The sequence below is a fragment of the Bradyrhizobium sp. LA6.1 genome, from assembly GCF_040547805.1.
Classification (GTDB): Bacteria; Pseudomonadota; Alphaproteobacteria; order Rhizobiales; family Xanthobacteraceae; genus Bradyrhizobium; species Bradyrhizobium barranii.
The window spans coordinates 282,399-295,205 of sequence record NZ_JBEPQK010000003.1; the positions used below are offsets into that span (position 1 = coordinate 282,399).

General features: G+C 63.0%; 14 protein-coding genes. 9 read left to right on the top strand and 5 right to left on the bottom strand.

All coding sequences use genetic code 11. From position 1 onward, the window contains the following. Nucleotides 1-284 precede the first annotated feature (284 nt). Entirely contained in the window at nucleotides 285-683 is a 399-nt protein-coding gene (locus ABIB99_RS08465; protein ID WP_028156132.1) for a DUF3597 domain-containing protein, read from the top strand. Nucleotides 684-739: 56 nt separating this feature from the next. On the opposite strand, the gene ABIB99_RS08470 is transcribed toward ABIB99_RS08465, so the two are convergent. Continuing rightward, entirely contained in the window at nucleotides 740-1,009 is a 270-nt protein-coding gene (locus ABIB99_RS08470; RefSeq protein WP_028152356.1) for a GNAT family N-acetyltransferase, read from the bottom strand. A 104-nt stretch (nucleotides 1,010-1,113) separates the two neighbouring features. Between ABIB99_RS08470 and ABIB99_RS08475 the strand changes: the two genes are divergently transcribed. Together ABIB99_RS08475 and ABIB99_RS08480 are read left to right on the top strand one after the other, a co-directional pair. Next, entirely contained in the window at nucleotides 1,114-2,049 is a 936-nt protein-coding gene (locus ABIB99_RS08475; RefSeq protein ID WP_354175447.1) for a tetratricopeptide repeat protein, read from the top strand. A gap of 202 nt (nucleotides 2,050-2,251) precedes the next feature. Further along, nucleotides 2,252-2,650 (top strand): SPW repeat protein, encoded by a 399-nt coding sequence (locus tag ABIB99_RS08480; protein ID WP_063986354.1) that lies wholly within the window; start codon nucleotides 2,252-2,254, stop codon nucleotides 2,648-2,650. 49 nt (nucleotides 2,651-2,699) lie between these two features. Here ABIB99_RS08480 and ABIB99_RS08485 read toward each other — a convergent pair whose 3' ends face one another. From ABIB99_RS08485 to ABIB99_RS08495, 3 genes are all read right to left on the bottom strand, one after another. Next, a complete protein-coding gene (locus ABIB99_RS08485; RefSeq protein ID WP_063983144.1) occupies nucleotides 2,700-2,975 on the bottom strand; it encodes a GNAT family N-acetyltransferase in 276 nt (91 codons plus the stop codon). Nucleotides 2,976-2,986: 11 nt separating this feature from the next. Continuing rightward, nucleotides 2,987-3,502: a DUF3828 domain-containing protein gene (locus ABIB99_RS08490; RefSeq protein ID WP_063983145.1), complete on the bottom strand. Its 516-nt coding sequence runs from the start codon at nucleotides 3,500-3,502 to the stop codon at nucleotides 2,987-2,989. A gap of 92 nt (nucleotides 3,503-3,594) precedes the next feature. Next, entirely contained in the window at nucleotides 3,595-3,957 is a 363-nt protein-coding gene (locus tag ABIB99_RS08495) for a hypothetical protein (protein ID WP_014495092.1), read from the bottom strand. 94 nt (nucleotides 3,958-4,051) lie between these two features. Here ABIB99_RS08495 and ABIB99_RS08500 point away from each other — a divergent pair, with 94 nt between their 5' ends. From ABIB99_RS08500 to ABIB99_RS08510, 3 genes are all read left to right on the top strand, one after another. Further along, nucleotides 4,052-4,549 carry a hypothetical protein gene (locus ABIB99_RS08500; protein ID WP_063983146.1) on the top strand — a complete coding sequence of 166 codons (498 nt, stop codon included), beginning with the start codon at nucleotides 4,052-4,054 and terminating at the stop codon, nucleotides 4,547-4,549. 105 nt (nucleotides 4,550-4,654) lie between these two features. Next, entirely contained in the window at nucleotides 4,655-6,262 is a 1,608-nt protein-coding gene (locus tag ABIB99_RS08505; RefSeq protein WP_063983147.1) for an acyl-CoA synthetase, read from the top strand. A gap of 9 nt (nucleotides 6,263-6,271) precedes the next feature. Continuing rightward, nucleotides 6,272-7,132: a PCC domain-containing protein gene (locus ABIB99_RS08510; RefSeq protein WP_063983148.1), complete on the top strand. Its 861-nt coding sequence runs from the start codon at nucleotides 6,272-6,274 to the stop codon at nucleotides 7,130-7,132. Nucleotides 7,133-7,148: 16 nt separating this feature from the next. Here the strand turns inward: ABIB99_RS08510 and ABIB99_RS08515 are convergent, their stop codons facing one another. Then, nucleotides 7,149-9,221, bottom strand: a complete 2,073-nt coding sequence (locus ABIB99_RS08515; protein WP_231142064.1) for a DUF1217 domain-containing protein — start codon at nucleotides 9,219-9,221, stop codon at nucleotides 7,149-7,151. Between the two features lie 265 nt (nucleotides 9,222-9,486). On the opposite strand from ABIB99_RS08515, the gene ABIB99_RS08520 reads away from it, so the two are divergent. The 3 genes from ABIB99_RS08520 (at nucleotide 9,487) to ABIB99_RS08530 (ending at nucleotide 12,735) form a co-directional block, all read left to right on the top strand. After that, nucleotides 9,487-10,254 carry an AAA family ATPase gene (locus ABIB99_RS08520; RefSeq protein WP_063986355.1) on the top strand — a complete coding sequence of 256 codons (768 nt, stop codon included), beginning with the start codon at nucleotides 9,487-9,489 and terminating at the stop codon, nucleotides 10,252-10,254. 955 nt (nucleotides 10,255-11,209) lie between these two features. After that, nucleotides 11,210-11,779 carry an SRPBCC family protein gene (locus ABIB99_RS08525; protein ID WP_063983150.1) on the top strand — a complete coding sequence of 190 codons (570 nt, stop codon included), beginning with the start codon at nucleotides 11,210-11,212 and terminating at the stop codon, nucleotides 11,777-11,779. A 2-nt stretch (nucleotides 11,780-11,781) separates the two neighbouring features. After that, nucleotides 11,782-12,735 carry a YVTN family beta-propeller repeat protein gene (locus ABIB99_RS08530; protein ID WP_063983151.1) on the top strand — a complete coding sequence of 318 codons (954 nt, stop codon included), beginning with the start codon at nucleotides 11,782-11,784 and terminating at the stop codon, nucleotides 12,733-12,735. Nucleotides 12,736-12,807: the final 72 nt, after the last annotated feature.

A 12,807-nucleotide genomic window follows, 5' to 3' on the forward strand; every position in this document is an offset into this window, starting at 1 on the left:
GCAAGCGGCCGCTTTTCTGAGTTTCGCGATTCCGGCCAGACGCGAATTCCGGACGTCATCGCGAACTGAAAGTGGAGCGTACGCCCATTTCCGAGTCCTGTCCCACACGCTTGGTTGAGATTCGATGCCGCACCGCAACCTCAACGATGTCATTCGGTCGTCATTTCGCCGCAGATAAGCTGATGCTGGTTGTCGGTTCGCAGAACTTCGCGGGCGTAACGCCGTAACTTCGTTTATAAGTGCCACTCAAGGCCCTTCCAACGGATCCTATTCGGGGAGAAGACATGAGCATTTTCGGGAAAATCATGGGCGCGATCTTCGGCAGCCATCCGGCTTCCGCCGCGCCCGCAGGTGGCGCACCCTCGGGTAGCGCACCCGCCAGCGCCGCGCCGGGCGGATCGGCGCCTGCTGCCGCGCCGATGGCAACCGTGGACGTTGCGGCCATCGTCGACAAGCTGGTCGCTGCCCAGAAGGAGAAGCTGGAATGGCGCACCTCGATCGTCGACCTCATGAAGGCGCTCGACATCGACTCCAGCCTTGCCGCGCGTAAGGACCTCGCCAAGGAGCTCGGCTACAGCGGTGACATGAACGACTCGGCGAGCATGAACGTCTGGCTGCACAAGCAGGTGATGTCCAAGCTGGCCGCCAATGGCGGCAAGCTGCCGCCGGAGATCAAGCACTGACCGATTGCTCGGTCGTAAGCCAGGGGGGCCCGCGATCTCGCGGGCCCCTTTTGCATTCAGGCGACGAGGTCTGCTTCCTCCGGATGCCTGTCGAGATAGTCGACGACGAAGCCACAGCCGGCGATCACCTTCTTGCCGTCGCGGCGGATCAAGTCCAGCGCACCCTTGATCAGCTCGGACGCAATGCCGCGGCCGCGCAGCGCGCGCGGCGTCTCGGTATGGGTGATGATCACGGCCGACGGCGTCAGCCGGTAATTGGCGAAGGCGATTTCGTTGCCCGCATCGAGCTCGAAGCGACTCCTGTCCTTGTTGTCCCGTACCGCCATGCCAGATCCCTTCGAAGCGCTGCGTGTTCTCTGATCTAGGCGCCTGAACCGGCCCTTGCCAAGGTGCGACCAAGGGAGGTTGCCGCAGGGGAGATATCCGGAAAATGCGTGTCCCGCTCAGCCTCTTGGCGCTGCTTGCGGCGCTCGTCTCGACCTCGCCGGTGTCGGCTGCGGCCGAAGGCGCCCCGGCCTGGGAGGCCTGCGTCGGGCTGACCAGCACGCCGGACGCGCGGATCAAAGCCTGCTCGACCGTGATCGATACCAGGAGCGAGGGCGGGCAGAGGCTGGCCGGCGCCTATTGCAATCGCGGCCATGGGCTCACCGAGAAACGCGAGCTCGACGCCGCGTTGTCCGATCTCGACGAGGCGGTCCGGCTCGATCCCGGCTATGCCTGCGCCTACAACAATCGCGGCCGCGTCTACAGCTTCAAGCGCGACTATGATCGTGCCATCGCCGAATACGACCAGGCCATCAAGCTCGATCCGTCGCTGGCGCTGGCCTATAGCAACCGCGGCGAGGCCCGTTTCAACAAGGGCGACCTCGACGGCGCCATTGCCGATTTCGACGCGGCGATCGAGCGCGATCCCAACTGTGTCACCGCCTACGCCAACCGCGGCTTCGTCTATGCTCGCAAGCACGACGCGGCGCACGCGCTCGCCGACTACAGCATGCGGATCAAGCTGGCACCGGATCTGATTGCCTATATCGACCGCGGCAACGTCTACCGCGACAGCGAGCAGCTCGATCGGGCCGCCGCCGACTACGGCGAGGCGATCCGCGTCGCGCCGACCGACGCACGCGGCTGGCGCAATCGCGGCATGATCCGGCTCTATCGGGGCGACAACAAGGGCGGCCTCGCCGACTACGACAAGGCGCTGCAATACGATCCCTCCGACGTGTTCTCCTGGAACAACCGCGGCCAGGCCAGGCTGCGCCTCGGCGACAGGCAGGGCGCGATTGCCGATTTCCGGAAGGCGCTGGAATTGCGTCCAGGCTTGCCGTCCGCCCATGATGCACTGCAGAAGCTTGGGGCTCTGTAGCGAGCGTTCGATCAACGCGTGAGCCATAATTCGCTAACGCCGCCTCGCTGGCAAAAAACATCAGTCCGTCTTGCAATCGTGCACCCGGTTCCCCACGTCTCGTTACAGGACATACGCCCGAATGCGGCCGGCACGGTCGCTAGACATTCGGAGTGTCATGATCGCCAGCCGCTGACGTATGCCTCTTTTGGAGGAGGATACGATGTCGGACTTTAGTTTCATCAAGACTCATCGAACATGGGAAGATTGGTGCGGGATGCTGCTCGGCGCGCTGATTGTCGCATCGCCGTGGTTCCCCATCCAGGATCACTCGCCGATCGTCGAACGCCAGACGATGATCCTGAACACGGTCGCAATCGGCCTCGTCGTATTTGGCCTGAGCCAGCTCGAATATGTCGCGTTGCAGCGCTGGCAGGAGGTGGCGACGATCCTGGTCGGGCTCTGGCTCATCGTCTCGCCCTATGTGTTCGGCTATTCCGGCGAAGGTTTTCTCCGGATCTACCATACGAGTCTGGGAGCGGTGGCGGTGATCCTCGGCGTGCTCCAGCTGTGGCAGGACTGGGATCTGAGTGACCAGGATATGCTGAAGCATGGGCAATAGGCGGTAGATTTGAGCAGGCCCGCCGCGCGCTCGGCGGGCCTGCGCTCGCTTAGCTCTTCACCAAATCCGCATACTCCGGATGTTTCTCGATCCACGCCTTCACGAACGGACATTGCGGGATCAGTTTCAAGCCGGCCGCGCGGACTTGGTCGAGCGCGCCTTGCACCAGCTTCGAGCCGACGCCCTTGCCACCGAGCTCCTTCGGCACGTCGGTATGCTCGAAGGTGATGACGTTGCCGTCGAGCTTGTAGTGTTCAGTCGCGAGATGGCCCTCCACCTCCAGCTCGAAGCGATGACCGGCCTTGTTATCGATGACGTCGCTCATGGTGTCTCCCGTCAGGTCTTCAACGAGTCCGCCAGCATCTTGCGGATCGACCAGGCCTCGCCGTCGGACGAGCCCTTGATGTCGTCGATCCGCCAGCTGTTGGCCTCGCGCACGAAGTCATAACGCACGATCTGGTCGGCGGGTTTGCGGTCGTTGCGGTGGCCGGTGATGGTCACCGCGATCGTCGCCTTGTCGGCCTCCATCTTCTCTGCGTCAACCTTGAAGGATTTCACGTCCGGTTCCTGCGAGTTGGTGACAGGATCGAAATCGACCGGACCAACGTCGCCCTTCGGCGTATGCGCATCCGCCCTGGCCCACAGCGCGACCAGCGCCCTCGAGAGATATTTTGTTTTGGCCGCCTTGTTCTCGATGACGAAGGCGCCGCCGCTATCGCCTTTGCCCTTGGCTACGCGCGTGTAGATGGCGGTCAGGATCGCGACGGGGTCGCTGGAGGCAGGCATCACGGCGAATGCCGGGGAGGCGGTGGCAAGCAGAGAGGCGGCGACGAAGGTCCGACGGGTGAGCATGAAATGTCCCTGAGATAATGACGTGCGACCGCAGGGCCGGAGCGGCCGGCGTCAGCGCGTATCTCTGTAGACCGATGGCGCGGCCGCTCGGTTCAATCGGTCGCTTTGGCGAGCCTGGAATCTTCAGATTGCGGCTGCGGGCGGAGGCAACCCTGGCAGATGACGAGGGAGCGGGTGACCTTGGCGTCCTGCTCGGCCTCGATGCCGTCCTGGGCCTGCCACCATTCCTTCGAATAGGGCTGAAGTCCGGCTTGCGACCTGTTGCGCTCGGAGCCGGCGTCGGCGCGCGTGGCACGCGGAGCCCCGGAACGTGGCTGGTTGGGATCCTCGCCGGCGCCATCCCAGGCATAGCGCGCAGGCTTGAAGGCGGGGTCGGCGGAGAGGTGCGCCTGAGGCGCCACGGCACATCCGGCGAGCGCCAGCGACAACAGGAGGAAGGCGGGCGCTTTGACCATGATGCGGCACTCTGTACGCGAGAACTGGCTGAGGTTGCGCCGATCATGTTTAAAATTCCCTGAACGGTCGCGGCCGCGCCGGCGACAAACGCGAATGCGATATCTGATCCTCCTGCTCACACTGCTCACCACCGCTGCGCGCGCCGATGATGCAAAACCGTTCAATCCGGCCGATTATCCGCCCGGCGTGCAGCAGGCGCTGCGCTACGCCAATGAGGAATGCGACAGCCAGGATGGTAGCTTGGTGACCTTCGCGCCGGACACCGTGCGCAAGATCGACCTGACCGGCGACGGCCGTGAGGACTACATCGTCGATTTCCGCGACACCAAATGCGGGGAGCGCGAGACCACCTATTGCGGAACCGGCGGCTGCGTCATGAACGTCCTGGTGACTTTGCCCGACGGCAGCGTGCGCCCCGTGTTCGACGGCTATGTCCGCGGCTACAAGATTTTGCCGCCGGCGATGAAGCGTGGCGCGGCGCGCACCATTCGCTTCGATCTGCACGGCAGCTATTGCGGCGGTTTCGGTGCGCAGGCCTGCCGGAAGGAGAAGGCCATCACGGCGACGCCGTTTGCGTTCAAGCAGCCGTAGGGCAGATGCGCGACCGACGGCCTTGCTACACCGCATTCGATGGCGATAAATGGGCTGCAAGGAGCGGGCGGCTCGTGCGCCGTCCGCCGTCGAAGAGGAAGCCCGATGCAGCCCCTGCGCATGTCCCGCCGCGTCATGAATCTCGCTCACATGCTGACCCAGAATGCGCGGCGGCATGGGTCGCGTCCTGGTTTCGTCTGGGGTGACAAATCCTGGACCTGGCGCGAGATCGATGCGCAGGTCTCGGCGCTGGCCGCCGCACTCGCCGCGCGCGGCATCGCCAAGGGCGACCGCATCCTCGTCCATTCCAAGAACGGCGACGAGATGTTCTTCTCGATGTTCGCCGCGTTCCGGCTCGGTGCGGTCTGGGTGCCCACCAATTTCCGCCTGATACCGGATGAGGTCACCTATCTCGCGCAGGCCTCCGGCGCGAAGGCGTTCCTGTGCCACGTCGATTTTCCCGAGCACGCTGCAGCCGTGAAGGGCGGTGCGCTGGAGTTCACCTGGAGCGTCGACGGCAAGGGCTCGTTCGGCGAGCGCTCGGTGGCGGAAGCCATCGCCTCGCAGGCCGGTGCAAGCGTTGCGAACGTCGCCGTCGAGCACGACGATCCCTGCTGGTTCTTCTTCACCTCCGGCACCACCGGCCGCTCCAAGGCCGCGGTGCTGACCCACGGCCAGATGGGTTTTGTCGTCACCAACCATCTCGCCGATCTCACCCCCGGCGTTACGGAAGCGGATGCGTCGCTGGTGGTGGCGCCGCTGTCGCATGGCGCCGGCGTGCATCAGCTGGTGCAGACCGCGCGCGGCGTGTGCACCGTGCTGCTGCCGACGGAGAAATTCGACATCGACGAGGCGTTCCGCCTGATCGAGGCGCATCGGGTCAGCAATCTCTTCACGGTGCCGACGATCCTGAAGATGATGGCGGAGCATCCGGCCGCCGACAAATACGATCATTCCTCGCTGCGTCACGTGATCTATGCCGGCGCGCCGATGTACCGCGAGGACCAGAAGGCCGCGCTGAAGAAGCTCGGCAAGGTCATCGTGCAGTATTTTGGCCTCGGCGAGGTCACCGGCAACATCACCGTGCTACCGGCGGCGCTGCATGATCCCGAGGACGGACCCTATGCGAAGATCGGCACCTGCGGCTTCGAGCGCACGGCCATGCAGGTCTCGATCCAGGACGACGAGGGCCGCGAGCTGGCCGCCAACCAGAGCGGCGAGATCTGCGTGATCGGGCCTGCCGTGCTCGCCGGCTACTACGACAACCCCGAGGCCAATGCGAAGGCGTTCCGCGACGGCTGGTTCCGCACCGGCGACCTCGGTCACATGGACGAGGAGGGGTTCGTCTACATCACGGGACGGGCCTCCGACATGTACATCTCCGGTGGCTCCAATATCTATCCGCGCGAGATCGAGGAGAAGATCTTGACGCATCCCGCGGTCGGCGAGGTTGCCGTGCTCGGCGTGCCCGATGCGACCTGGGGCGAGGTCGGCGTCGCCGTCTGCGTCGCGCGCGAAGGCGAGAAGCCGGTGAGCGAAGCCGAGATGGCGGCGTTCCTCCTGCCGAAGGTGCCGCGCTACAAGATGCCGAAGCGGTTCTTCTTCTGGGAGGCCTTGCCGAAGTCCGGCTATGGCAAGATCCCGAAGCGCATGGTGCGCGATGAGCTCGAGGCGCGCGGGCTGCTCGATCTCGACAACAAGCAGGCGGGCTGAGCATACGCGATGCGAAGTATCAAGCAGCCGGGCGCGCCTGTCGCCGAACGCATCCAATGGGTCGAGGCGAGGGGGCGCGCATTCTCGTTTAGGGTCGAAGCGGGTCTGCCGCTGCTCGAAGCCGCGCGGCGTGGTTTTGCGGCAGAGGGGTTTGCCAGTGGCGTGCTGAATTTTGGCAGCGCTGCACTCGGACCATTCGCATACGTGATGCCGGCGCTGTCGAAGACAGGTGAGAACGCGGCGTTCTACAGTGACACTTTTCGCCCCAGCGGCGTGACGCGGACGAAACTCGGCTGCATGACGCTCGGAATGCGCGATGGCGCCCCGTTCTTTCATTGCCACGGGCTCTGGACGGAGGCGGACGGCAAGGCAAGCGGCGGCCACATGCTGCCGGACGAGACTGTTGTCGCCGAGCCGTTCGAGGTTGAAGCGTTCGGCATCGACGGTGCGATGTTCACCGCGGAGCCCGATACCGAGACCAATTTCAAGCTGTTCGGGCCGGTGTCCGCTGCGAGCACCGGCGCGCGTACGACAAGCCGCGCCTTCGCGCTGCGGCTGCGGCCCAACCAGGATTTTGCCGGCTGCCTCGAAGCGTTCTGCCGCACGCATGGCATCGCGCGTGCGAAGATCCACGGCGGCGTCGGTTCGACCATCGGTGCACGCTTCACCCATGGCGGGGTGACCGAGTCGTTCGCGACCGAGCTCGCCGTGACAGCGGGGACGATCGTAGAGGGCAGTTCGGGCGCACCGGAGGCGGCGCTCGACATTGCCTTGATCGACTACACTGGCGGCATCGCGGAGGGCCGTCTGATCCGTGGGCACAATCCCGTGCTGATGACCATGGAGCTGGCGCTCGAGGTGTTGGGCTAGTATCGGCGAGCGATCATCAGTGAGCACGTAGCTTGGCGATGGCCAAGAACGTGGATTCACTTATCCCTGATATGCCCGAGCTCGATCCTTGAAAGAGGTTGAGCAAGGGAGATTGACCCTGGCCGATGCTCTCGCCGTTTCTGACGTCATACATGGCGGAGAACCGGCTCAACAGTTTTTCAACCTTCGCCGGATCGGAAAGATCCTTGATCTTCATGAATTTATCCACGACCTTGGCTTGCTGATCGATCTGCATCGAGGCCATCGAGTCAGGCAAATCGAAGGTGGTCCTGAACACCTCCGAAAGAGCCTTGTCGGCAAGGATGTCGTATGCGGACGTGATTTCTCCCGCCTTTCGCTGGAAATAGAGCGCAAGGCGTACGCCGGGATTCGTATCCCCCTGCTGCTGCTCCAGGCTTTGCTGGAGATAGTTCGCCTGTGTTTCCCGGAATTGATCTCTCTTCTGAGGACCCATCATCGGGAGGCGCGCGACGTTACCCTTGCTGTCGAAGTTGAACGATGCCACGATTTCGGCAAAGCGAGGATCGCTCTGCGTGTTCGCGAAGCTCTTTGGGTTGTTCAGGTCGGAGCTGAAGATCTTCTTGAGAAATTCGGTGCTGACCTTCTTAGGGTCCAAACCCTTGGCCAAGAGAATGAAATCGACCATCGGCCTGTTTGCGAGAAGCTCGGAAACGCTGTCGATGCCTGCGATTGCCTCTTGATAAGCCGTCGCATCTTTCGTGGCTAGTGCCCGAATTGCCTTCTCCTGCTGAGGGCTTGCCTGTTTCAGCGCGGCAATGACGTATTCCCTCGCGATCTGGAGGACCTGAGCCGAGTCTTGAGCCACCAAGGGGGTCGTCAGATTGCCTTTTGCGTCGAAGTTGAAGGCGCGTGCGAGCTCTACGTACCGATTGTCCTTGAGGGTATAGACGTAGCTCTTGGGGTCGTTGACGTCGCTTTCGAGGACTGCCTTGATCGTCGCCTTCGAGACCATTCCGGGATCGAGGCCGACGGCGCCCAGCGCAAAATCATACACGCCAGGTGTCGATACGAACGCCTGGACTGAATTGATCTTGCTGAGGTCCGTTCTGAATTGCTTGATCGCCAAAGCTTCGTATATCGGGCTTGCCGCCGAATAGACGGCGGCCTTGCTGTCGTCGAACCGCTTTTTCGTGATCGCGACATTTGCGGCAGTCTGGGCGGACACGCCTGACGGAAGCGACCCGTCGGGCGAGAACTCGAACGCGCCGGCCAGGTCTACAAACCCGCCAATCGTCGCTATCTGGTCACTGAGGCTGGAAATGCTTTTCGTATATGACTCCAGGTGACTTTTTTCGACCAGGATCTGGATGTTCAACTGGGTCACGTCGGCGCCCGGTTGCGATAGTTGGGCCTTGTAACCGGTTATCTTTAGATCAGCGGCGCTGGCGTCCGATTTGGCTTGAGCAAGCTGGGCGTTGAGGCCGGTCAACTGAGAAGTGAAGGTGGTGTTGACGTAGCTATTTGGATCGGACGGATCGCTGCGCAAGACCTGACTTATCGTGTCACCCGGCCACTTGCTTTGATCGATCCCGTATGCCGAGTAGACATAGTTGCGAAGACGGTCGTTGTTCAGGAGTTGGTCTGCACTGCTGATCTTGCCGATTTCAGCGCTGTAGTAATTCGAGTCTGCGGCAAGCGCATCGACCTGGCTCTTCTTGGTCGTCGTGTACAGACCGATCATCTCGTCGGTCTGGTCTCCCGATTGCGCAACTGGCGTGGCACTGCCATTGAAGGAGAATGCCGCGGCAAACTCCCGGTAGCGCTTGTCTACCAACTTGTTGACGAAGCTCTTTGGGTCGGAGAGGTCGCTCTCCAGCACCTTCTTCATGAAAGCCTTGGCGTAGGCCATGTCTTCCAGGCCATATGCCTTCATCGCATAATGATACAGGCGATAATCTTTCATAAGATCATCGACGGTCCGCACCTTGCCGATGTTGGCTTTGTAATAGGCGGATTCTCGCGCGACATCGGGTTGCTGTTCAACCCGCGTCAGGGACTGCTTGAGATGGTGCGCAATGTAGTTGTAGCTGAAATACGTTGATACCATCGCGCATTCCTCGCGGCTCTACGGTCCTGGACTTCCGTCAATCATTGCCGGGTCGCGGGGTGGGGGCTGGCCTCATGCCAGCAAGCTGTCTCGCAGCAACGTTTTCTTAAGGCGATTCTTTGCTGCAATCTTAGGTTTTAATTTGCGTCCAAGTGACGCATGCCGGGTTTTGTTGCTGTATGTTTCTCAGGTGCTGCTTTCGCGAGGATTGTGTTCCTAGTATGTTCCAGTCGAAATATCGACCGGAGTGGGTTGGAAGCAGAGCATGAGCCGACGAAGCAATCGCACCATCAACCTGCCGGCGCCGTATCTGAAGCGGGTCTGGCTCGATCCGTCGCGAGTTCACGATCGCGAGGCATATCCGTTTTGCCTGCCCATCTTCCCGGATGATTTCGAGCTCAACTTCGACGCCGCCATCACGATCATCGTCGGAGAGAATGGCACCGGGAAGTCGACGATCCTCGAGGGTATCGCAGCGCTTGCCGGCTACGACGATGCGGGTGGAGGCAAGGGCTACATGCCCGTCGACCATTCCGAAGCGCGGGAGAAGATGGGCGGCCAGCTTTCCAGGGCCTTGCGCGCAAGCTGGCTGCCGAAGATCACCAACGGCTGTTTTTTTCGCGCCGAGAGTTTTTTCTCGGTCGCGCGATATCTCGACAAGGCCGCACGTGATGCCGGCCAGGCCGGCCCCGACTTCCTGTCGCATTCTCATGGCGAAGGTTTTCTGCGCTTCTTCGAAGAGCGCTGCCAGCGCCAGGGCATCTTCATCTTCGACGAACCGGAATCGGCGCTGTCGCCGGCGCGTCAGATCGAATTCCTGAAGCTCTTGCGACGCATGGACGAGTCCCGCATCTGCCAGGTCATCATGGCAACCCATGCGCCTCTGCTGATGGCCTATCCAAACGCGAGACTGTTGCGGTTGGGCAAATACGGCCTGGAGCCGACGACGGTGGAGCAAACCGATCATTACCGGGTGATGCGCGAATTCTGTGACGATCCGCGCGGGTTCGTGGAGGCGACACTGGCGGAGTAGGCGAGGGCGCGCTCCCACGGCACTCGCTCTTCTCGTGTCCCGGACGCGCTGCAGCGCGTAGCGGTGCGGCGCAGAGCCGGGACCCACGCAGTCACACGCTCGCTGCAGCATGGGCCCCGGCTCTGCAGCGCATCGCCGCACTGGACGATGCTGCGCATCGCCAGGGAAGCGCTGCGCTGCGTCCGGGGCACGAGAGCAGATTCTAGCTTTGCATTCGAATTCAAATCGCACGCACGGTTTCGCATCCTCGCGGCAAGATCTGCCCGAGCTTTGCTGTAGTCACCACCCTCGAAAGTGCCGAGGGCGCAGGGAAGGCCGGGTGCCGGCTGGCACCCGCGGTCCACTGTGCGGAAATTGCGCTACGAAGTTTGCACAGCGGCATACAGGTGAAGCCAAACATCCGGCCTTCCCTGCGCAGTGGTTTTACGGCTTATGCCGAGCTCTCCCCGGGGAGCGATGCACTATTGCCCCCGTCGCCTTGCGGATGACTGATGCGCGCGGCCCGGTCGGGCCGCCACATCACCGCGAGACTTGGCGCACAGGCTCCGGGCGCCAGGACGGCACGGTTTTACCGTACACAGGCTGCACCGGTCGTGTGCGCGCGGCGTTCGCTCACGGTTGCCCGCCCTGCAAACCACCTTCGCGCCGACGCCGCCTGCGTCCACCACGTCCCATCCCGCGTGTCGTGACGATCGCGATAACGCCCCTCGGCCCGGGGTGGGATGGCTTTCTATATGATAATCCGAAATGCGGATAAAGAGAATTATTTCTGCGTGGTGCGGTTGACCCGCCCATTGGGTGTTTTGCCCGACGGGCGGCGCAAGGGGTTCTGGGACGCGCGAGCGCGCGCCGCAACGCCGCCATGAACAGGTCTCCCCACGGCCGCAAAATGCGCTACCATGATCGCAGCGCGCCTCAAGTCGCGCACGATCCACGAGACGCATGAGGAAACGAGATGAGGGTGACGATTGGACGGCGCATGGTCATGGGCGCGGTGCTGACTGCCGCGGGCGCGGTGGCTTTGACGGCGGCGTTTGGCCCGGCTTGGGCACATGGGCCGACCCGGCAGAAGGTGCGCGAATCCATCGAGATCAACGCGCCGCCGGCCAAGGTGTGGGCCGCGATCGGCAATTTCCAGGACATGAGCTGGCTGCCGCCTGTCACCAAGACCGAGGGCGAGAAGGGCAATGAGATCGAAGCGACGCGGCGGCTGACCCTGACGGGAGGCGCCACCGTCGATGAGGAACTCTACAAGTTCGACGCTGCCGCGATGACCTATTCCTACCGGATCACCAAGGTGGACGTGAAGGTGCTGCCGGTCACCAATTATTCCTCGACGCTGACGGTGACGCCGAGCGCCGACGGCAAGGGCGCGACGCTGGAATGGGCGGGCGCGTTCTACCGCGGCTTCCCCAACAACGATCCGCCGCCCGAGCTGAGCGACGAGGCCGCTGTGAAGGCGGTGAAGGGGCTCTATCAGGCCGGGCTCGAAGCGCTGAAGAAGAAGATCGAGAGCGGAAGCTGACCGTGCGGGCGCGGGTCCTGGCGGCGCTCGCCGCCAGCCTTTGCGCTGCCAGTATTGGCAGCGCGTCCGCCGAAGAGGCGTTCGTCACCAACCAGCTCAGTGACGATCTGATGGTCGTGGACCTCGCAACGTCGCGCAGCGTTGCGACCATTCCGATCGGCGGCAAGCCGGCCGGCGTGGCCGTCAGCGCGGACGGGCGCTTTGCCTATGTCACGAGCCCCGACGCCAAGGCGGTGACCGTGGTCGACGCGGCAACGCGGCAGGTCTCGGGGCGGATCGAGGTCGGCGGCGGGCCGCTCGGCATTGCCGTGACGCCCGATGGCAAGACGCTCTACGTCGCCGACTGGTATGCCGCCGCGGTGCGGGTGATCGATACGGCCACGCGCAGCGTCACCGCCAGCATTGCGGTCGGCGCCTCACCGTCGGGGCTCGCGGTGACGCCTGACGGCAGGCTGCTGCTCTCGGCGGACCGTGACGACGACAGCGTCTCGGTGGTGGATACCGCAACGCGTGAGCGCAAAGCGACCATCAAGGTCGGCACCCGTCCGTTCGGCGTCACCATCGATGCCGAGGGAAAACGCGCCTACACCGCCAATGTCGGCTCCAACGACGTCTCGGTGATCGACATCGCCGCGAGCCAAGAGATCGGCCGCGTGCCGGTCGGGATGCGTCCCTACGCCGTGGCGCTGACGCAAGGGCGCGGCTTCGTCACCGACCAGTATGGCGGCACCGTCAGCGTGTTCGACCTGGCGACGCTGAAGCCGGTCAAGCGGATCAATGTCGGCGACTATCCCGAAGGCATCAATGCGACCGCCGACGGCAAGCGCGTCATCGTCGCCTGCTGGGAGAGCAACACATTGAGCATCATCGATGCCACCGAGCTGAAGGTGATCGGCGAGGTCAAGACCGGCGACGGCCCGCGCGCGTTCGGGGCGTTTCTCAGGCGGACGGAGTAGGGGGCGTAGGGTGGGTTAGCCGAAGGCGTAACCCACCACTTTAGTCGCTGCGGAAAAAGAAGCGGTGGGTTA

Bases quoted from the DNA above. Each gene is read 5' to 3' on its own strand.
- ABIB99_RS08465 (WP_028156132.1), top strand. From the start codon at position 285: ATGAGCATTTTCGGGAAAATCATGGGCGCGATCTTCGGCAGCCATCCG.
- ABIB99_RS08470 (WP_028152356.1), bottom strand. From the start codon at position 1,009: ATGGCGGTACGGGACAACAAGGACAGGAGTCGCTTCGAGCTCGATGCG.
- ABIB99_RS08475 (WP_354175447.1), top strand. From the start codon at position 1,114: ATGCGTGTCCCGCTCAGCCTCTTGGCGCTGCTTGCGGCGCTCGTCTCG.
- ABIB99_RS08480 (WP_063986354.1), top strand. From the start codon at position 2,252: ATGTCGGACTTTAGTTTCATCAAGACTCATCGAACATGGGAAGATTGG.
- ABIB99_RS08485 (WP_063983144.1), bottom strand. From the start codon at position 2,975: ATGAGCGACGTCATCGATAACAAGGCCGGTCATCGCTTCGAGCTGGAG.
- ABIB99_RS08490 (WP_063983145.1), bottom strand. From the start codon at position 3,502: ATGCTCACCCGTCGGACCTTCGTCGCCGCCTCTCTGCTTGCCACCGCC.
- ABIB99_RS08495 (WP_014495092.1), bottom strand. From the start codon at position 3,957: ATGGTCAAAGCGCCCGCCTTCCTCCTGTTGTCGCTGGCGCTCGCCGGA.
- ABIB99_RS08500 (WP_063983146.1), top strand. From the start codon at position 4,052: ATGCGATATCTGATCCTCCTGCTCACACTGCTCACCACCGCTGCGCGC.
- ABIB99_RS08505 (WP_063983147.1), top strand. From the start codon at position 4,655: ATGCAGCCCCTGCGCATGTCCCGCCGCGTCATGAATCTCGCTCACATG.
- ABIB99_RS08510 (WP_063983148.1), top strand. From the start codon at position 6,272: ATGCGAAGTATCAAGCAGCCGGGCGCGCCTGTCGCCGAACGCATCCAA.
- ABIB99_RS08515 (WP_231142064.1), bottom strand. From the start codon at position 9,221: ATGGTATCAACGTATTTCAGCTACAACTACATTGCGCACCATCTCAAG.
- ABIB99_RS08520 (WP_063986355.1), top strand. From the start codon at position 9,487: ATGAGCCGACGAAGCAATCGCACCATCAACCTGCCGGCGCCGTATCTG.
- ABIB99_RS08525 (WP_063983150.1), top strand. From the start codon at position 11,210: ATGAGGGTGACGATTGGACGGCGCATGGTCATGGGCGCGGTGCTGACT.